Origin of the sequence: Amycolatopsis sp. 505, from assembly GCF_031625235.1 — a bacterium.
GTDB lineage: Bacteria > Actinomycetota > Actinomycetes > Mycobacteriales > Pseudonocardiaceae > Amycolatopsis.
In genome coordinates this window covers 77,525-95,296 of record NZ_JACKQP010000009.1, presented here as the reverse complement: position 1 = coordinate 95,296, position 17,772 = coordinate 77,525, and the positions used below count along the sequence as shown (strand labels likewise).

The window sequence follows — 17,772 nt, the reverse complement described above, 5'->3', positions numbered from 1 at the left end:
CGTTTCACCCTAGCCAACCCTGCCGTGGAGGCTGGTGTTCCCCGTTGTGCTTAACGTCGTATTACGTGGTCAGTGGCCGGTCGCGGTGAAGTGCATCCGGTCTTTCGGGCTGGCCCAGGCGCCGCCCCAGCTCCACCCGATCGCCGCGAACGCGCGCACGGTCGCGTCGCCGGCCAGCACCATGCCGGGCCGCTTGCGCGAACGGTCGACGTACGCCGAGGCCAGCTCGGGCAGCACGAGGTCGCCCTGGGTGTAGGGGTTGCAGAACGGGTTGACGTCCACCGCGAGCCCGGAGGCGTGCGCCGACCAGGTCGTCTGCCCGCGCACCGGGCGGCAGACGAACGCGCTGGTCGAGTTGCCGTCCCCGGTCGGCGGCGCGGTGAGCTCGGCCGGGCCGGTCACGCGCATCTCCTCCAGGGGGAAGCGGGCGGCGAAGAGCTGTCCGAAGACTTTCGTGATGCCCGCCGCGCCACGGGCGTTGACCAGCATTTCGCCGGTGTGCGCGCGGCCGTCGAAGCCCCAGAACGACATCGTGAGGTAGCGGAGGTCGCCGGCCTTGACGGGGCAGGCGGGCTGCCACGTGCTGCGCGCGAGGACGTCGGCGGGCACGGCGCTGATCGTCGACGCGTAGGCGGCCCCGGCGGGCGGCGGGAGGAGGTCTTTTGTCGGAAGTGCCCGATTCACCAGTTCGGGTGGCGTCGGCTCGACCTCGCCGAAGCCGTCGGGACGGCGGGGGAGCGGCCGGGCACCCACCTGCCAGGTGACGGCGGGCGCGCTCGACGTCGGCGCCGGCTTCGCCACCGTGGTCGTCGCCGTTGCCACTGGTGTCGCCGCAGGTGCAGGCGGGGATGGTGGCGGTGCTTCCGCCGAGCATGCGCACAGGGTGAGGGCCAGTGCTGCCCACACCGCCGCCGTCCGCCCCATCCGGTCAGCTTGGCAGAGGCGGCCGGGAGCGGAGACCACCCGTTCCAGTGACACCGTTTTGGGCCCCCTCGGCTTAGGGTATTGAGCGCACGTCGTTCACGCACCGGAGTTGTCCGGATGCCGAGTGCTTAGCTCCGTGCTGCGCCGAAAAGGGGAAGACCCATGCCCGTGAAGTTCCGCCGATCCCTGCTGTTCGCGAGCGGCGCGCTCCTCGCGGTCGCCGCGGTCGCCATCCCGGTCGTGGTGGGCACGGCGGTGGCCGGCCCGGCTTCGGCCAACCAGCCGCGGATCGTCGGCGGCGAAAAGGCTTCGCTGTCGGAGCACCCGTACGCGGTGTACCTGACCGACGCGGGCGGCAACCAGTTCTGCGGTGCGGTGATCGTGAGCTCGACGTCGGTCGCGACGGCGGCGCACTGCGCGAAAGCGGTGGCGAAGCAGGACATCCGCGTGGTCGCCGGCCGCGAGGACAAGCGCACGGGCGACGGCCAGGTCCTCGGCGTCTCGAAGGTCTGGGTCGCCCAGGGCTACAGCGACCCGACGAAGGGCGGCGACGTCGCGGTGCTGACCGTCCGCGGCCAGCTCGACTACCGGCCCGCGAAGCTGCCCGAAAGCGGCGACGCGGGGCTGTACGCCAAGGGCACCCAGGCGACCGTGCTCGGCTGGGGCCGCATCGCCGACGGCGGCGCCCGTTCCGACTACCTGCGCAGCGCCGACGTGCCGGTGGTCTCGGACAGCGAGTGCCGCACCGACTACGACGTCTACGACCAGCGAACCATGGTGTGCGCGGGCTACGCCGAGGGCGGCGTCGACGCCTGCCAGGGCGACTCCGGCGGCCCGCTCGTGGTCGGCGACACGCTGATCGGCATCGTCTCCTTCGGCGACGGCTGCGCGAAGGCGAACAGGCCGGGTGTCTACACGCGCGTCTCGACGTACGCCAACGACATCGAAGCCCAGGCCAGGCCCCGCCTCCTCGGCTGAGCGTGCTAAGCAGGGGTATGCCGACCCTGCACGACGCGACCGGTCCCGAGCTGACCGCCGCCCAGCTGCACGACATCCTCCGCCTGCGCGTCGACGTGTTCGTCGTGGAGCAGAAGGCCGCGTACGCGGAGCTCGACGGCCGCGACCTGCTCCCGGACACCCGCCACCTGTGGTTCGAGGACGCCGGCTCGGTCCTGGCGTACCTGCGGGTCCTGCTCGACCCGGGCGGCATCCGCCGCATCGGCCGCGTGGCGACGGCGGCGCACGCCCGTGGCGCCGGCCTGGCGGCCCGCCTGATGGACGCGGCCCTGACCGTCCCGGGCGAGTACGTCCTCGACGCGCAGACCTACGTCCAGGGCTTCTACGCGCGCTACGGCTTTGTCGCGGAAGGCGACGAATACACCGACGACGACGGGATCCCGCACATCAGGATGCGCCGCCGCCCGTGACCCCCGCTCAGGCGAGCGCGCCCCGTGGGGCCGTCGCGGTGATCACCTTCACCGCACGGTCCACATCGGACTCCGTGAGGTCGGCCCGCGCGGTCAGCCGCAGCCGCGAAATCCCGTCCGGCACCGACGGCGGCCGGAAGCACCCGACGCGGATGCCCTGCTCGGCACACGCCGCGGCCCACGCCACCGCCGTCTCCGCGGACGGCGCCTGAACCGAGATCACGGCGGCGTCCGGAACGCTCGCCTTCAACCCGTTCGCCTTCAGCGACATCGCCAGGTTGCCCGCGTTCTCGAGCACCTTCCCGGCCAGCCCCGGCTCTTCCTTCAGCGCGTGCAACGCCGCCAGCGCGGCCGCGGCGCTCGCGGGCGCCAGCGCGGTGTCGAAGATGAAGCTGCGTGCCGTGTCCACCAGGTGTTTGATCACCCGGCGCGGCCCCACCACGGCCCCGCCCTGCGCGCCGAGGGACTTCGACAGCGTCAACGTCGTGACGACGTCGGGCGCGCCCGAAAGCCCGGCCGCGTGGACCGCCCCGCGGCCGCCTTCGCCAAGGACGCCGAAGCCGTGCGCGTCGTCGACCAGCAGCGCGGCGCTGTGCGATCGGCAGATCCCGGCCAGCTCGTCGAGCGGGGCGAGGTCGCCGTCGACCGAGAACACCGAGTCCGTCACCACCAGCGCCCGCGGCTTGCGCCGGGTCGCCAGGGCGTGCTTGATCGCCGACGGCGTCGAGTGCGCGACCGCGGCGACGTCGGCCCGCGACAGCCGGCAGCCCTCGATCAGCGACGCGTGGATGTACTTGTCGGTGACGATCGCCGACTCGGCCCCGGACAGCGCCGTCACCGCACCGAGGTTCGCGGCGAAGCCGGAGGAGAACACGAGCGCCGCCTGCGCGCCGCAGAACCGGGCGAGCTCCAGCTCCAGCTCGGTGTGCAGCTCGGTCGATCCGGTGACCAGCCGGGACCCGGTCGACCCGGCGCCCCAGCGCAGCGCGGCGGCCGCGGCGGCCCCGGCGACCCGCTTGTCGCGCGCCAGCCCGAGGTAGTCGTTGCCGGCCAGGTCCAGCTCGTCGGCCTGCGCGGGACGCGGCCGCAGCTGCCGCACGAGTCCCGCGTTCGCCCGCTTCTCCGCCTCGGCGTCGAGCCAGTCGAAAACCTCGTCGGGCGGGAGCGTCGGCGGCGTAGTCACGTCCCGCAGTCTCCCATCCGGGCCCCGGCGCCCGGCCAAGCGGGGCTGGAAACGCCGGAAGCCCCGGACCGCATGGTCCGGGGCTTCCGAAAGAGGACGATCAGCTGTCGTAGCCGCGACGCGGGCCACGGCTCGGGCGGCCGTAGCCACCGCCGTTGCCCGAGCGGGGCTGACGGCCGCGGCCGCCGAAGCCACCGGGACGGCCTTCGCGGTCGCCGCCGCGGTAACCACCACGGTCGCCGCCGCGCTCGCCGCCACGGTCACGGTCGCCGTAGCTGCGCTCGCCGCGGTAGGAACCGCCGCGCTCGCCGCCCCGGCCGCCGCCGAAGCCGCGGTCTCCGCGGAAGCCACCGCCGCCGCGGCGCGGGTTCTCACGCCGCCGCTCGACGACCGGCTCACCGCTGGGCTCCTGGGCACCGGTGATGCGGGACAGCTCGGCGTCGCCCGGGCGGACCGTCGTCGACTCCGCGCGCACGCCGGCGCGGTCGGTCAGCCGGCGGACCATCCGGCGCTGGTCGTGCGTCGCCAGCGTGACGACCACACCGGACGCCCCGGCGCGGGCCGTGCGGCCGGCGCGGTGCAGGTAGTCCTTGTGGTCGGCGGCCGGGTCGACGTGCAGCACCAGCGAGATGTCGTCGACGTGGATGCCGCGCGCGGCGACGTCCGTGGCGACCAGCACCGGGGTGTGGCCGTCCTTGAAGTCGGCGAGGACGCGGTTGCGCTGCCCCTGGGTCTTGCCGCCGTGCAGCGCCGCCGCGTGCACACCCTGCTCGCGCAGCCGCTCGGTGAGGCGGTCGACGTGGTGCTTGGTGCGCACGAACATGATCGTGCGGCCCTCGCGGGCGCCGATCTGCGTGATGACGTCCTGCTTGTCCTGGTGCGAGACCTGGAGCACGTGGTGGTCCATGGTCGTCACGCTGGCGGTCGACGGCGCGACCGAGTGCGTGACCGGGTCGGTCAGGTACTGCTTGACCAGGCGGTTGACGTCACCGTCGAGGGTCGCGGAGAACAGCAGCCGCTGCCCGCCCGGCGGGGTCAGATCGAGGATCTCGCGGACCTGCGGCATGAAGCCCATGTCCGCCATCTGGTCGGCCTCGTCGAGCGCGATGAAGTTGCAGTCGCCCAGGTGCGCGGTGCCCTGGCGGACGTGGTCCGACAGGCGGCCCGGCGTGGCGATCAGCAGGTCGACGCCGCGGGACAGCGCGTCGGCCTGACGGGCGAAAGCCATGCCGCCGACGGCCGTGCGGCACCACAGGCCCAGGGCCTTGGCCAGCGGGGTCAGCGAGTCGGCGACCTGCATGGCCAGCTCGCGGGTCGGGACCAGGATCAGCGCGCGGGGGCGCTTCGGGCGGGCCTTGCCGCCGTCGAGCCGGGCCAGCATGGCCAGGCCGAAGGCGAGGGTCTTGCCGGAGCCGGTCTGGGCGCGGCCCAGCACGTCGCGGCCGGCCAGGGCGTCCGGGATGGTCGCGGACTGGATCGGGAACGGGTTGGCGATGCCCGCATCGGCCAGCGCGCGGAGCAGCGGCTCCGGCAGGCCCAGCTGGGCGAACGTCTTGGTGACCACGGTCTCGACGGCGTCGTCGCGTAGCATGTCGCCGCCCGCAGGCCGCTGGCGCGGCTTGTGGTCGGGACGGCCCGCGCGGGCGGACGTCGAGGAGTGGCCGGAGTTGAACGTGACTGTCACAAATGCCTCTCGGACGTGGTTCGTCGCAAGGGAGGCCCGGGCTGCCCGCGCGCAGGCAGGGCAAGATGGTGTGCGATGGGCGTTCACAGGGACGGACCCGGCACACCGTGTCATCGCTTGCCGACACTGCGCGCCGCTTGGGTTACGGATTACCGCGAGCCATTCGGTGGCTCTGGAGGCGACGGACACCAACTCATCCACGCCGCCGGTTGCGGTCTGTGTTCACTGTACCCGAGCCGGAGCTGGGACTACGCATCGAGGTCACCGGTTGTGGGCGGGGTCGCAGGCGTGTTCCACGCCACACCTGCGACGCCGCCGCGGAATCAGTCCATGCCGGCCGCGGAGACGAGCTCCGCCAGCAGTTCCCCGGTGTTCGTGACGTCCTCGCCGAGGCCCCGGCCGTGGAACCAGCCGGCCAGGTTGCGCACGTCCCGCGCCAGGAACTCGACGCCGCCGGGGTTGGCGACGACGTCGACGACCTGGGGCAGGTCGATCACCATCAGCCTGCCCCGGTGCACGAGCAGGTTGTACGCCGAGAGGTCGCCGTGCGCGAGCCCTTCGGAGGCGAGCAGTTCGAGCGCCGCGGTGGCCTGGAACCACAGGTCCGTCAGCTCGTCCGGGTCCGGGCGGACCTGGGCCAGCCGGGGCGCGGCGGTGCCGTCGTCCTCGCCGAGGAACTCGAGCAGCAGTTCCGTCCCCTCCCGCTGCACCGGGTAGGGCACCGGCGCGCCGAGCGTCCACAGGCGACTCAGCGCGGCGAACTCCGCCACCGCCCACTGCTCGGCGATCAGGTTGCGGCCGAACGCGCTGCGCTGGGCCATCGCGCGCATCTCGCGGGACCGGCGCATCCGCCGCCCTTCGAGGTAGCCCGCGTCGCGGTGGAACAGCTTGTGCTCGTCGCTGCGGTAGCGCTTCGCGGCGAGGAGCGTGCCCGGCGTGCCGGGCAGCCCGCGCCGCAGCAGGTGGACGTCGGCCTCCTTGCCGGTCTTGAGGACGCCGAGGTCGGTGTCGACCGCGGCGAGCTCGGTGATGACCCAGTCCGGCCGGGGGAGCGGGCCGTGCTCGGCGTCGTCCCAGGTGGACCAGCGGTCGGCGCCGTCGGGCAGCTGGTTTTCGGTGTAGGCGTCGTCGCGCAGTTTCGCGAGCCGGACGCGCTCGGCTTCGGTCAGCCGTCCGCTGCGGGTGGGTTCGGGTTCGTCGAACCGGCCGCGCCGCGGGCTCTTCCGGCGCCGGGTGGGCTGGTCGTCGAACAGGTCGAAGTCTTCGTAGTCGTGCTGGCGCACTGGTGGGTTTCTCCTTGATCAGGGATGCCCCACCGGGCGCGTGGTCAGCCTCGGGGGGCGGGTGGGTGAGGGCGCGAAAAGGCCCGGACAGTCCTCACGTCAGGCACCTCCCGTTCTCACCACACCGGCTCCCTGCCGGGTGCGCACAGGATGCCGGACTTCTCCGCCGCCGCGCAACCGAATAGCGCGAACGGTCCATTCGTGACGTTTCCTTGAATTCGCCCCGGCGCCGTGGTCACGATGAACGGGCAGGCCGAACCAGGAAGGGCGGCAGATGGACAGCTACGACGTGGTGATCGTCGGCGGTGGGCACAACGGCCTGGTGGCGGCCGCGTACCTGGCGCGGGCGGGCCGGTCCGTGCTCGTGCTCGAACGGCGGGAAGAGACCGGTGGCGCCGCCGTCTCGTTCCGCGCGTTCGAGGGCGTGGACGTCCGGCTTTCGCGCTACTCGTACCTGGTCAGCCTGCTGCCGAAGAAGATCGTGGCCGACCTCGGCCTCGACGTGGAACTGCGACGGCGCCGGATGTCGTCCTACACCCCGTCGGGCGGCTCCGGTCTCCTTGTCGACAACGACGACGCCGTCCGGACGGCGTCGTCGTTCCGGGCGGTCACCGGGTCCACTTCGGACTTCTCGGCCTGGCAGCGGTTCTACGAGCTGACCGAGCGCGTCGCCGGGCGTGCGTTCGGGACGCTCACCGAACCGCTGCTGTCCGAAGTGGACTTCCGCGAGCGCGTCGGCGATGCCGAGGCGTGGTCCTTGCTGTTCGAACGGCCGATCGGCGAAGCGCTCAGGTCGTGGTTCGGCCACGACACGGTGCGCGGCGTGGTGCTCACCGACGCGCTGATCGGCACGTTCGCCCCGGCGGACGGCGAGGACTTGCGGCAGAACCGGTGTCTGCTGTACCACGTGATTGGCAACGGCACCGGCGACTGGGACGTCCCGGTCGGCGGCATGGGCGCGGTCACCCGTTCGCTCGCGGCGGTCGCCGCCGCGGCGGGCGCGTGCCTGGTGACCGGGGCCGAGGTGCTCGCGATCGACCCGGACGGCGAGGTGCGTTACCGGCGTGACGACACCGAACTCGTCGTCCGGGGCGGGCACGTCCTCGCGAACGTCGCGCCGGCGGCGCTCGCGCGGCTGCTGGGCGAGGATCCGGCGGAGCGCCCGGAAGGCGCACAGCTGAAGGTGAACATGGTGCTGACGCGGCTGCCGAGGCTGCGTGACCCGGACGTCGATCCGGCCGAAGCGTTCGGGGGCACCTTCCACGTCAACGAGACCTTCAGCCAGCTGGAAACGGCGTACCGCGAGGCGGCGGCGGGCGGGATCCCCACGCTGCCGCCCTGCGAAATCTATTGCCACTCGCTGACGGATCCGTCGATCCTCGGCCCGGCCGAACGCGCGGCCGGCACGCACACCCTCACCCTGTTCGGCCTGCACATGCCGGCACGCCTCTTCGAGGGGCGCAACGAAGAGGCACGCGAAGCGGCGTTGCGCGCGACGCTCGCTTCGCTGAACAGCGTGCTGGCCGAGCCGATCGAGGACTGCCTGCTGATCGCGCCGGACGGCAGGCCCTGTGTGGAAGCGAAGACCCCGCTGGACCTGGAAGCCGAGCTGGGCCTTCCGGCGGGGCACATCTTCCACCGGGACCTGTCGTGGCCGTACGCGGAAGATCCGGCCCAGGCCGGTCGCTGGGGCGTCGAGACCGCCCACGAACGCATCCTGCTGTGTGGTGCGGGTGCCGCGAGAGGAGGTGGTGTCAGCGGCATCCCCGGCCACAACGCGGCAATGGCGGTGCTCGGCGCCCGAGCGTGAACGGTGACCCGGAATTGCGCACGGCCCGCAACCGGTGAAAAAGAAACGGTCCCCGGGAATCGACGCTGCCCCATGCAGGTGCATCGCGCGGGGCAGCGTTGACACCCGGTTTCGCCGGGTGCTCCCATGGAAAGACCGGCGGCGGTGGGGCGTGGGAGGGGTCAGGATGGGCGACGAAGCTGCCTTCACGGATTTCCCGCTCGAAATCCGGAAGCGGGTGGCGAGCTACCTCGACGTGACTTCGGCTTCGCATGCCGGACTCCCTGAAGTTTCGAGGTTCGGTTCCGAGGGGTCCGAGAGCACCGAGAGTTCCGAAAACACCGAGCGATCCGAGGGCAAGGAAGGCACCGAAGGCAGCGAGACCTCCGAGCGTTCCGAAAGCACGGAAACCAGTGAGTCGACCGAAACCAGCGAAATGATGGAGCGGTATGCCGGACGGTTCCCTGGGACCCGCTGACGCCCACGAGGGAACGACCTCGGCTCCGTCCGGAGATCGTTCCGGCGACACGCGGCCCTTCATTCCGCGCGAAGCACGGCCGGCTGTGGTCGAGGACCTCGCGAGAACGGCGTGGCAGGTAGCGGCTGCGCTTGAGGTCTGGGAAACGTCCCGGCGGTGACGCTCCTGGTGATCGCCCCCGGCTCGGACGAGACAGCCGTCCGGTTCGCCGGTTTTGCACTCCGGCAGGGGGTTCCGGCGGTGGTGTCGGCCGGGTTCGGCCGGGTCGGCGTCTCGGTGCACGCGACGCGTGATCGAGCATGCAGTACTCGGCTGACGCTCGACGGCGCCGAGGTGAGCGGAGTCCTGAACCGCGGAGTCGGCGACTGGGGCGAGGAGTCGGACCCGGATCGCAGCTTCGCCGCCGCCGAGACCTATGCGGCTTTCTGGTCGGCCGTCGCGCTGTGGCCGGGGCCGGTCGTCAACCGGCCGTCGGAGCGCGGGTTCTTCGCGCGCCTGGACCCGCTGGAGCAAGCGGGAACCGGGCTCGTCGAGCCGCCGCGCACGGTGGTCCTCAATGACGGTTCGGCGCCGGGCAACGACGTGTATCGGATTCCCGAGTGGACAGCGATGGCACCCGAGGCGCCGCGCAGTCGGTTCGACGTAGTGCAGATCGCAGACCGTGATCCGGCTCGCTCGCACCGGTTCGTCGTCGCCGGAGCCGGCGTCTTCGACGTGGGAGCGGCCGGAGGGGAACCCAGCGGGAAGACCGCGGATCTCGTAGCGCCGATCGCCGGCTGGCTCCGCCGCCGGGGCATGGGATTCGCCGACTTCACCGTCGAGTTCGAAGCCGAGGTCGTCCGGCTGACCGACGTCTCGTGCTGGCCCAGCCACCACCTGTTCCCGCACCTCGAAGATCGGATCTACACCGCGCTGCTGAGCGAGCTGACACCATGATCCTCTGCCTCGGTGCCGCCGCCGATCCCACGTTCACGGCGGGGCTGCGGGGATTGCGCCGGGCCGGGATCCCGTTCCGGCCGGTGGACCTGCCGTCGCTGGCGATGCGCGGGAAGATCCGCATTCCGCTGGACAGTCCGGCCGACACCGTGCTGTCGCTGGACGGCGAAAGTCATCGCCTCGGTGATTTCGGGGCCATCTGGTGCCGGCTCGTGGAGATCGCTTTCGCCGCACCCACTCCCGAACTGGCCGCGGCCTCCGCGGGCCAGACCGAGGCCCTGGCGCGGATTCTCGAGTTCGTTCCGCTCAAGGTGATGAACCCGCCGTTGCGCGAGGCTTCCGGATTCACGAAGCTGCTGCACGCGGTCGCCCTCGGCGAAGTGGGCGGCTGGCAGATCCCCGCGACCTGCCTCACCACGGATCCAGAGGAGGCGCTGGACTTCGTCCGCGGCTGCCGCACCGGCGCGATCTTCAAGGGCGTCAGTGCCACGAAGACCTGGGCGACGGTCTTCGAGCCACCCCACGAATCCCGGCTGCCGCGGCTGGCCCACCTGCCGGTCCTGTTCCAAGAGCGGATCATCGGCCCGGACGTGCGGGTCCACGTCGTGGGCGACCAATCGTTCGGCGAGCTGATCGACTCGCCGGTTCTCGACTACCGGACCGTCCGCGGGGTCAACGACTACCGCCCGCTGGAGGTACCCCGGGAAATAGCCGAAGGCTGCACGCGGCTGACCGGGCACTGCCGGGTGCCGTTGCTGGGCGTCGACTTCAAGATCGAGCGCGCGACCGGGCAGTGGGTCTTCCTGGAGGCCAATTCGATGCCGTGTTTCGAGGGCTACGACGAGCGAGCCGGCGGTGCGATCTCCCGCGCGATCGCCGAGTGGCTTGCCGAGGCATGACCACGATCAGGGCGCGCCGCCTTCACGCCCGTTGTCGAGCAACCAGCTTCGCACTTCGGCGGCGAATTCGGCTTCGCCGGTTTCGGTCAACACCTCGGCGGCTTCCGTCCACGCCCGGACCGCGCCGTCTCCGCCTCCGGTCCGGCTCAAGGCGTGTCCGAGCTTGATCAATGCCTCGGCTGTGCCCCGCTGATCGCCGTCCTCGCGGCAGCGGACGGCGGCCGTCCGGTGGGCGTCGATCGCCTCGGCGAACCGCCCGGCGCGTGACAGCGCGATCCCGAGGTTGTTCCAGGCCGTGCCTTCGCCGTAACGGGCGTCGAAGTCGCGGAAGATCCGGAGATCTTCCTTGTGTGCGCTGATCGCTTCGTCGAACCTCTCCAACACCCGCAGGGCGATCCCTAGGTTGTTCCACGCGGCGCCTTCGCCGTAGTGGTCCCCGACTTCCCGGAAGATGTCGCGGGCCTGCCGGTGGGCTGTGACTGCTTCTTCGAAGCGGCCACAGGCGCTTTCCGCCAGCCCGAGTCGGTTCCACCCCTCACCTTCGCCCTGGCGGTCGCCGATCTCGCGACAGAACTCGATGTCCGCTCGATGGATGACGATCGCCTCCTCGAACTTCCCCGCCGTCCGCAGCGCGGATCCGAGGTCGCCGGACGCCGTCGCTTCGCCGGCCCGGTCACCGAACTGCCGGAAGATGTCGCGGGCTTGCCGGTGGGCCGTGGCGGCTTCGTCAACCCTCCCTGCCACGCCGAGCGCGAGGCCGAGATCGTTCAACGCCAGGGCTTCGCGGTAGCGATCACCGAGTCGGCCGAAGATGCCGCGGGCCTGCTCGTGCGCTGTGACAGCCTCGCCCGCTTTCCCGGTCTGGCGCAGCGCGAGGCCGAGGCCGTTGCACGCGATGGCTTCGCCGCGGGGGTCGTTGAACCTCCGGTGCATGTCACGAGCACGTTCGTGTGCGGTGATCGCTTCGGCGAATTGCCCCAGTTCGCGCCGGGCGAGCCCGAGATTGTTCCAGGCCACGGCCTCGCCGTGGCGATCGTCGAACCTTCGGAAGATGTCGCGGGCCTCTTCGTGCGCCGTGATGGCTTCGTCGAACCGGTGTACTTCGCTCAGGGCGAGACCGAGGCCGTTGCCCGCCATGGCTTCGCCGTGGCCGTCGCCGAATCTGCGGAAGATGCTGCGCGCTTGCCGATGGGCGGCGATGGCCTCGTCGAACCGCCGCACCGCGCACAGCGCGAAACCCAAGCGGTTCAACACCGCCGCCAGCCGCTGCGGGGAACCCAGCTTGGCCGCGGCCGCGGCGGCATGCTCGGCGACGGTGATCCAGTCGGTGAGGTGACGTCGCCAGCGCAGGTACTCGGCGATGCTCGACGCGAGGACACAGGTGTCCTCGTACCGGCGGGTGTGGTGGGTCAGAGCGACCAGCGCGGTGATGTTCGCTCGCTCGGCGTCGAACCACGCCAGCGCCTGGTCCCGGCCGGTGAACCGGTCGGGGAGCGATTGGCCGTCGAGGGCGTGCAAGTGCTTGTCACCGTCTTTGGTGACTTCGGAGTAGTGGTGCACGAGCCGGTCGACAGCCGCATCGCCGATGTCATCGGACAGGTGACGGCGGGCGTAGAGGGCGACCAGGTCGTGGAGCCGCCACCGGTCGGCCGCGGTGTACTGGAGCAGCGATGCGGCACGCAGTATCCGCAGCAGGGTGGCGGTCTCCGCGGGTTCGGCACCGGCAAGAGCGGCGGCCGCCTCGGTGGCCAGATCCGGTCCCGGGTTGACGGTGAGCAGGGGCAGCAGTCCGGCAGCGGCGGGTTCGCGGGCGGCGAGGCGCCGGTAGGAGACGTCGATGACGGACGTGACCTTCGGGCCGGCGCGCCGCAGCCCGGGCAGCCGGGTGTTCGCGTCGGCGAACTGTTCCGCGAGACCGGCGATGCTGCTGCCGGGTTCGTCGGCCAGGATCGCCGCCGCGATTTCGATGGCCAGCGGAAGGAACCCGCACAGCCGGACGAGGCGTCCGACGACATCCGGCTCCCGGACCGGCCGGGCGTCCGCCGGGTCGGCGTCCACCAGCGTTCGGGCCAGCAGGTCGGCGGCCTCGGCCGGACTGAGCACGTCGAGTGGGATGCGCCGCGCGGCCGGCAGGTCGAGAACGTCGCGGGTGGTCACCAGGGCGCGGTGGGCGCGGTCGCGGGGGAGCAGGTCCTTCACCTGTCCGCCTTCGGCGACGTTGTCCAGCACCAGCAAGACCCGTTTGCCCTGGTCGGCCAGCTGGTCGAGGAACTGGTGATAGACGAAGGCCAGCCGGTCCGCGGTGCCCGGCAGTTGCTCGGCGGGAAAATTGAGCGCCAGCAACAGCGACGCGTAGGCCTGGGCGGCTTGCACCGGGGCGACCTCGGGGTCGTAGCCGCGAAGGTGCACCAACAGCACCCCGCCCTCGTACCAGTGCCGCCCGGCGGCGAGCACCGCGGTGTGCACGGCCAAGGCGGTCTTGCCGATCCCGCCCATGCCCGATACTGCCGACACCACGACAGCTCCGGCCGGGTCTTCTTCGGGCGCCAGTAGCTGCAGGAGCCGTTCGACTTCCCGGGCCCGGCCCACGAACAGGCCGCCGGCGCGCCGGGGGTGGAGGATTTCCACCACGGCGCCCGGTCCCGTGGTGGTGCCCGGAGTGCCGAGGTTGAGCGTGACGTCCCCGGTCACGTTCCCGAAGGCCGGTCCGCTTCCGTTCGTACGCGCGGCGAAGTTCGCCGCGGCGAGTCCGTCGCCGATCCGGAGCGGGGCGAGAGCCGGAGTGCGGCCGGGTCCGGGTGGCTCTACTCCCGGTCCGGCGTCCGAGGGTCCCGCGGCTGCCCGAAGTTCACGTCGCGGCCGACCGTGCCGAACGCGGTCCCGTGATCGTGGGCCTCGGCGGTGCTCGACACGGCGATCCCGCCGTGCGAAGCCACGACTCCGCCTTGCGGGCGCGCTTCGGCCAGGGCGGTTTTCAGGGCTTCGGCGAATCGAGCGTCGTCATCGGCGGCGGCCTCCAAGGCCAGCTCCACCCGCTTTCGGGTCCGCTCGCTCACTTCGCCCGTCTCGGCCGCCTCCGCAGCCAGTTTCTGGACGGAAGAGTCGTCGCCGAGCTTGGTCAGCACGACGTCCCGAACCTTCGCCGCACCCGCGTCCACGACGTCGTCCGCGATCCCGTCGAGCGCCTTTCCAGCCCGCCGCGCCTTCGCCACCGCCCAGGCGATGAGCGCTCCGATCACGACCTCCACACCCACCACGACGAGGCCCCTTCGCTCGGCTGCTATCGCACCGTGAGTCGCCGGTCGCCCATCCTACGTAACAGTGGAGGCCGTTCGCGCCGACCGAAAGGGCGGTCAAGCGTGCTCAGCGCAGAGGCACCCGATGCCCGGCTCGATCCACTCCCGGCCGGCCCACTCGGGATGGCGCTCGACGAGCAAAGCGCGCACCTCGGCGGTGAGCTCGTCCATGCCCATCGCCGAGTCCCGGCGGCGCCAGGTTTCGTCGCGGAGTTCGCGGAGGTAGTCGCGGACGTCGGTGAGCACCGGCAGCCCTCCGAGGTCGCCGTGGCCCGGTACGACCACGCGCGGTCCGGCCGCGATCAGCCGGTCCAGGACCGCTAGCCAGCCCACGCCCGAGACGTCCGTGTCGTGCGGCGGGAACCACGGGAAGATCGCGAACTGCCCGGTTTCGGCCAGGTCGCCGGTGAACAACACGCCGGCGTCCGGGATCTCGACGACCTGGTCGCCGGCGGTGTGTCCCCGGCCGGTGGGCCGCAGCCGGACGGTCCGGCCGCCGAGGTCGAGCGTGTGCTCGTCGTAGACCACGTCGGGGGTGGGCACGTTGACGCCGTCGAGGCGGCGGGCGATCGTCTCGCCCAGGCCGCGGAACATCTCCAGGTAGCCGGGGCCCCGGGTGGCGAGGTCTTCGGCCTGGCCGCGGTTGACCAGGTAGGTGGCTTCACCGGCGAACACCTGCGCGCCGAACGCGTGCTCGGGGTGGAAGTGGGTCGTGGTCAGATAAAGGCGACGGCCCTTCGTCACTTCGCGCGCGAAGGCCAGCACCTGTCCGGCGTTGGCGGTGCCGATGCCGGTGTCGACGACCAGGACGGCCTCGGTGCCGCCGATGACTCCGATGTTCGGCACCAGGTCGACGTGGTCGTTCGGGATCACCAGCAGGTCGGGGGCGATCTCTCGGGCGCCGGAGACACGCACGGCGGGATCGTTCAGCTCGGTCATGCCCCGATTCCACCGCCGCTCGCCCGCCGCCGTCCAAGACCGGTTCGGTGGCGCCGATACCGGGCGCCTATCGTCGCCGGTCATGGAGCTGCGCACGCTGCGGTACTTCGTCGCGGTCGCCGAGGAACTCCACTTCGGCCGGGCCGCGGCGCGGCTGCACATGAGCCAGCCGCCGCTGAGCCGGGCGATCAAGCAGCTGGAAACCGACGTCGGGGCCGTTCTGCTGCTGCGGTCCGCCGCGGGCGTCACGCTCACCCCGGCCGGAACGGCGTTGCTCACCGAGGCGCGGGCGCTGCTCGACCAGGCCGACCAGGCCCGCGTGCGTGTCGCCACGGCGGCGGGCACGCCGACCCTGACCGTCGGCATCCTCGGTGACGGGGCCGACCCCGCCGCAGCCCGGCTCGCCGATGCCTACCGGGCCCGGCACCCGGACGTCGAGGTCCGCGTCCGCGACGCCGACCTCACCGACCCGACCTGCGGCCTGCGCGCCGGGCTCGTCGATGTCGCGCTGACCCGCGGGCCGTTCGACGAGACCGGCCTGACGGTGCACGAGCTGCGTGCCGACCCCGTGGGCGCGGTGCTGCGGGCCGACGACCCGCTGGCCGGCCGCGACCACCTCGCGCTCGCCGACCTGGCCGGACGGCGCTGGTTCCGGTTCCCGGACGGCACCGATCCGGTCTGGCAGGCGTACTGGCACGGCGGCGAACCCCGCGAGGGCCCGGTGGTGCGGGCGGTCCAGGAGTGCCTGCAGGCCGTGCTGTGGAACGGCACGGTCGGGCTGATGCCGCTCGGGCACCGGCCGCCCGGGGAGCTGGCCGTGGTGCCCTTGCCGGACATGGCCCCGAATCCGGTGGTCGTCGCGTGGCAGGACGGCGACGCGAACCCGCTGATCCGCTCGTTCGCCCGGATCGCGGCGGCTGCCTACCGGGCCTGAACGGCGACGGACCTGATAAAAAATGAACGTTCATTCGCTATGCTGGCCGCATGCGCTCCGCCAGCCGAACCGCCGAGCACGTCGCCCTGTTCCGCGCCCTGGAGACGCGGCGCCGCGACCGGCTCTTCGCCGACGACCTCGCCATCCGGTTCCTGCCGGCCCGTTACCGCTGGCTCGTGCGGGCCGCGGCCGTCCGGCCGCTCGGGCACGGCATCGCGCGCGTCATCGACCACTACTACCCGGGCGGCCCGCGCATGTCGGCGGTCGCCCGCACCCGGCTGATCGACGACCTGCTCACCGAGGCCGAGCCGGACCAGGTGCTCCTGCTCGGGGCCGGGTACGACAGCCGCGCCCACCGCATCCCCGGCGGGCTGCCCACCTACGAGGTCGACCACCCCCTGACCCAGCGCGCCAAGCGCCGGCGCGTCGCGGACCGGCCGCACGTGCACTACGTCCCCGTCGACCTCGGCACTGACAGCCTCGTCATGGCCCTCGACGGCTTCCCGCGCAAGCGCACGGCCGTCGTCTGGGAAGGCGTCACCAACTACCTCACCGAGCAGGCCGTCGACTCGACGCTGCGCGACCTCGCCGCCATCACCGCGCCGGGCAGCACGATCATCTTCACCTACGTCGACCGGGCGGTGCTCGGCGCCGACGTCGCCTGGCAGCGGAAGGTCGCGCAGGTCGGTGAGCCGTGGACGTTCGGCTTCCGGCCCGCCGACGTCCCCGGCTACCTGGCCGAACGAGGTCTGGACCTCAAGGGTGACCTGTCGGCGAAGGACGCGGCCGCCCGCTACCACCGGGACGAGCCGGCCGCCGGGTTCTACCGGATCGCGTGGGCGGTGGTCCGGTAGATGCCCAAGGTCAGTGAGGAACACCTGGCGAGCCGTCGCCGTCAGATTCTCGACGCCGCGGCCGGCTGCTTCGCCCGCGCCGGGTTCCACCGCACTTCCGTGCAGGACATCGTTAAGGAGTCCGGCCTTTCCGCCGGGCTGATCTACCGGTACTTCACCGGCAAGGAGGACATGATCCTCGCGATCGTCGGCGAATGGCACACGGCCCGGGCGGCCGGCCTGGGCGACGCCGACGATCCCTTGGCCGGCTACCTCGGACTGTTGCGGGAGATCGCCGGGCCGGGTGCGGCACAGCAGCGGAACCTCGGGATGCAGGCCTGGGCCGAAACCGTCCGCGAACCCCGGATCCGCGCCCTGGCCCGTCAAGGCGTCGACGACCAGCGGGAGGCGTTCGGCGGTGTGGCGCCGGACGCGGTGATCCGGGTGCTCGTGGCCATCTACCAGGGCTTGCTGCTGCAGGCTGCGTGGGACGACGAGCTGGACGCCGAGGCGTTCGTCGAGGCGGTCCGGGAATTGGTGCAGCGTCGCTAGACCACCGGCGGGCGGCGGACGTCGTAGAGGTCCCAGTCCAGCTGCCAGAACGCGTCGATGCCGTGCTCGCGGATGTACTTCCGCTCGGTGTCGTGCACCGGGTAGCAGCCCGCGATGCTGATCGGCGCGCCACCGATGTCGATCAGCGTGTACTGGTGCGCGTCGAGGCCCGCGGGCGCCGAAACCGCGAACGCCGTCATCGACGACTCCGGGGCGATCGGCTGGCCGAAGTCGATGGTGTCGCCGTAGACGAACGGGCACGTCCCGCGCAGCTGCTCGGCCAGGTAACCGATGGCCAGGGCCCAGACCGGGTCGTCGGACCGGACGCTGATCCACAGCTCGGGCCGGACGCCGTGCCAGTCCGGGTGGTCGGCCAGCGAGAGGCCGTAGGTCGCGCCGGTGAGGTAGCGCGGCTCGGGTTCGTCGGCGTAGACGAACGAGATGACGTCGTCGAGCCCGGGCTGCGTCGACGGGATGGGCTGCAGCCGGGGCGCGGCGGACCCGGTCAGGGTGTCGAGATGGGCGAAATACCGCTCGGCACGGCTCGGCATGGCGCGCAGCATACGACCGGCCGGGCGTCTGCGTGGGTTATCCCGTTGGCCCGGGCGCGGCAAG

The 17,772-nt window shown here is 71.9% G+C and carries 17 protein-coding genes; 9 read left to right on the top strand and 8 right to left on the bottom strand.

From position 1 onward, the window contains the following. Positions 1–69: 69 nt before the first annotated feature. Positions 70–924 (bottom strand): M15 family metallopeptidase, encoded by an 855-nt coding sequence (locus tag H5965_RS31250; RefSeq protein WP_396136964.1) that lies wholly within the window; start codon positions 922–924, stop codon positions 70–72. A 162-nt stretch (positions 925–1,086) separates the two neighbouring features. On the opposite strand from H5965_RS31250, the gene H5965_RS31245 reads away from it, so the two are divergent. Continuing rightward, positions 1,087–1,902 carry a serine protease gene (locus tag H5965_RS31245; RefSeq protein ID WP_310974377.1) on the top strand — a complete coding sequence of 272 codons (816 nt, stop codon included), beginning with the start codon at positions 1,087–1,089 and terminating at the stop codon, positions 1,900–1,902. 17 nt (positions 1,903–1,919) lie between these two features. Then, entirely contained in the window at positions 1,920–2,351 is a 432-nt protein-coding gene (locus H5965_RS31240) for a GNAT family N-acetyltransferase (protein WP_310974375.1), read from the top strand. Between the two features lie 7 nt (positions 2,352–2,358). On the opposite strand, the gene H5965_RS31235 is transcribed toward H5965_RS31240, so the two are convergent. The 3 genes from H5965_RS31235 to H5965_RS31225 form a co-directional block, all read right to left on the bottom strand. Continuing rightward, positions 2,359–3,534: an 8-amino-7-oxononanoate synthase gene (locus H5965_RS31235; protein ID WP_310974374.1), complete on the bottom strand. Its 1,176-nt coding sequence runs from the start codon at positions 3,532–3,534 to the stop codon at positions 2,359–2,361. A 100-nt stretch (positions 3,535–3,634) separates the two neighbouring features. Further along, positions 3,635–5,218, bottom strand: a complete 1,584-nt coding sequence (locus H5965_RS31230; RefSeq protein WP_310974372.1) for a DEAD/DEAH box helicase — start codon at positions 5,216–5,218, stop codon at positions 3,635–3,637. A gap of 323 nt (positions 5,219–5,541) precedes the next feature. Continuing rightward, the gene (locus H5965_RS31225; RefSeq protein WP_310974370.1) at positions 5,542–6,501 is read right to left on the bottom strand and encodes an RIO1 family regulatory kinase/ATPase; all 960 of its coding nucleotides are present in this window, start codon (positions 6,499–6,501) and stop codon (positions 5,542–5,544) included. A gap of 274 nt (positions 6,502–6,775) precedes the next feature. Between H5965_RS31225 and H5965_RS31220 the strand changes: the two genes are divergently transcribed. The 4 genes from H5965_RS31220 to H5965_RS31205 all read left to right on the top strand — a co-directional run bounded on the left by H5965_RS31220 (position 6,776) and on the right by H5965_RS31205 (position 10,603). Continuing rightward, positions 6,776–8,311, top strand: coding sequence for an NAD(P)/FAD-dependent oxidoreductase (locus tag H5965_RS31220; protein ID WP_310974368.1), 1,536 nt, complete (start codon positions 6,776–6,778; stop codon positions 8,309–8,311). Between the two features lie 166 nt (positions 8,312–8,477). After that, a complete protein-coding gene (locus tag H5965_RS31215; RefSeq protein WP_310974366.1) occupies positions 8,478–8,768 on the top strand; it encodes a hypothetical protein in 291 nt (96 codons plus the stop codon). Positions 8,769–8,924: 156 nt separating this feature from the next. Continuing rightward, positions 8,925–9,704: a hypothetical protein gene (locus H5965_RS31210; protein WP_310974365.1), complete on the top strand. Its 780-nt coding sequence runs from the start codon at positions 8,925–8,927 to the stop codon at positions 9,702–9,704. Then, positions 9,701–10,603 carry a hypothetical protein gene (locus tag H5965_RS31205; protein WP_310974364.1) on the top strand — a complete coding sequence of 301 codons (903 nt, stop codon included), beginning with the start codon at positions 9,701–9,703 and terminating at the stop codon, positions 10,601–10,603. Before H5965_RS31210 ends, H5965_RS31205 begins: the two co-directional genes overlap by 4 nt. Before the next feature lie 6 nt (positions 10,604–10,609). Here the strand turns inward: H5965_RS31205 and H5965_RS31200 are convergent, their stop codons facing one another. From H5965_RS31200 to H5965_RS31190, 3 genes are all read right to left on the bottom strand, one after another. Beyond that, complete coding sequence (locus tag H5965_RS31200) at positions 10,610–13,294, bottom strand: tetratricopeptide repeat protein (RefSeq protein ID WP_310974362.1); 2,685 nt, start codon at positions 13,292–13,294, stop codon at positions 10,610–10,612. A 113-nt stretch (positions 13,295–13,407) separates the two neighbouring features. After that, positions 13,408–13,860 (bottom strand): hypothetical protein, encoded by a 453-nt coding sequence (locus tag H5965_RS31195; RefSeq protein ID WP_310974360.1) that lies wholly within the window; start codon positions 13,858–13,860, stop codon positions 13,408–13,410. 96 nt (positions 13,861–13,956) lie between these two features. Further along, positions 13,957–14,838 (bottom strand): MBL fold metallo-hydrolase, encoded by an 882-nt coding sequence (locus H5965_RS31190; RefSeq protein WP_310974359.1) that lies wholly within the window; start codon positions 14,836–14,838, stop codon positions 13,957–13,959. Positions 14,839–14,920: 82 nt separating this feature from the next. Here H5965_RS31190 and H5965_RS31185 point away from each other — a divergent pair, with 82 nt between their 5' ends. Genes H5965_RS31185 through H5965_RS31175 form a run of 3 tightly spaced genes read left to right on the top strand, consistent with a single transcriptional unit; the run spans position 14,921 to position 17,157 of the window. Further along, a complete protein-coding gene (locus tag H5965_RS31185; protein WP_310974357.1) occupies positions 14,921–15,772 on the top strand; it encodes a LysR substrate-binding domain-containing protein in 852 nt (283 codons plus the stop codon). A 50-nt stretch (positions 15,773–15,822) separates the two neighbouring features. Continuing rightward, on the top strand, positions 15,823–16,626 hold the full coding sequence (locus H5965_RS31180; protein ID WP_310974355.1) for an SAM-dependent methyltransferase: 804 nt from the start codon (positions 15,823–15,825) through the stop codon (positions 16,624–16,626). Beyond that, on the top strand, positions 16,627–17,157 hold the full coding sequence (locus H5965_RS31175) for a TetR/AcrR family transcriptional regulator (RefSeq protein ID WP_310974354.1): 531 nt from the start codon (positions 16,627–16,629) through the stop codon (positions 17,155–17,157). It begins immediately after the preceding gene. Here the strand turns inward: H5965_RS31175 and H5965_RS31170 are convergent. After that, positions 17,154–17,708, bottom strand: a complete 555-nt coding sequence (locus tag H5965_RS31170) for a suppressor of fused domain protein (RefSeq protein WP_310974353.1) — start codon at positions 17,706–17,708, stop codon at positions 17,154–17,156. The two genes, H5965_RS31175 and H5965_RS31170, sit on opposite strands and share 4 nt — an antisense overlap. Between the last annotated feature and the right edge of the window lie 64 nt (positions 17,709–17,772).

Bases quoted from the DNA above. Each gene is read 5' to 3' on its own strand.
- H5965_RS31250 (WP_396136964.1), bottom strand. From the start codon at position 924: ATGGGGCGGACGGCGGCGGTGTGGGCAGCACTGGCCCTCACCCTGTGC.
- H5965_RS31245 (WP_310974377.1), top strand. From the start codon at position 1,087: ATGCCCGTGAAGTTCCGCCGATCCCTGCTGTTCGCGAGCGGCGCGCTC.
- H5965_RS31240 (WP_310974375.1), top strand. From the start codon at position 1,920: ATGCCGACCCTGCACGACGCGACCGGTCCCGAGCTGACCGCCGCCCAG.
- H5965_RS31220 (WP_310974368.1), top strand. From the start codon at position 6,776: ATGGACAGCTACGACGTGGTGATCGTCGGCGGTGGGCACAACGGCCTG.
- H5965_RS31215 (WP_310974366.1), top strand. From the start codon at position 8,478: ATGGGCGACGAAGCTGCCTTCACGGATTTCCCGCTCGAAATCCGGAAG.
- H5965_RS31205 (WP_310974364.1), top strand. From the start codon at position 9,701: ATGATCCTCTGCCTCGGTGCCGCCGCCGATCCCACGTTCACGGCGGGG.
- H5965_RS31190 (WP_310974359.1), bottom strand. From the start codon at position 14,838: ATGACCGAGCTGAACGATCCCGCCGTGCGTGTCTCCGGCGCCCGAGAG.
- H5965_RS31185 (WP_310974357.1), top strand. From the start codon at position 14,921: ATGGAGCTGCGCACGCTGCGGTACTTCGTCGCGGTCGCCGAGGAACTC.
- H5965_RS31180 (WP_310974355.1), top strand. From the start codon at position 15,823: ATGCGCTCCGCCAGCCGAACCGCCGAGCACGTCGCCCTGTTCCGCGCC.
- H5965_RS31175 (WP_310974354.1), top strand. From the start codon at position 16,627: ATGCCCAAGGTCAGTGAGGAACACCTGGCGAGCCGTCGCCGTCAGATT.
- H5965_RS31170 (WP_310974353.1), bottom strand. From the start codon at position 17,708: ATGCCGAGCCGTGCCGAGCGGTATTTCGCCCATCTCGACACCCTGACC.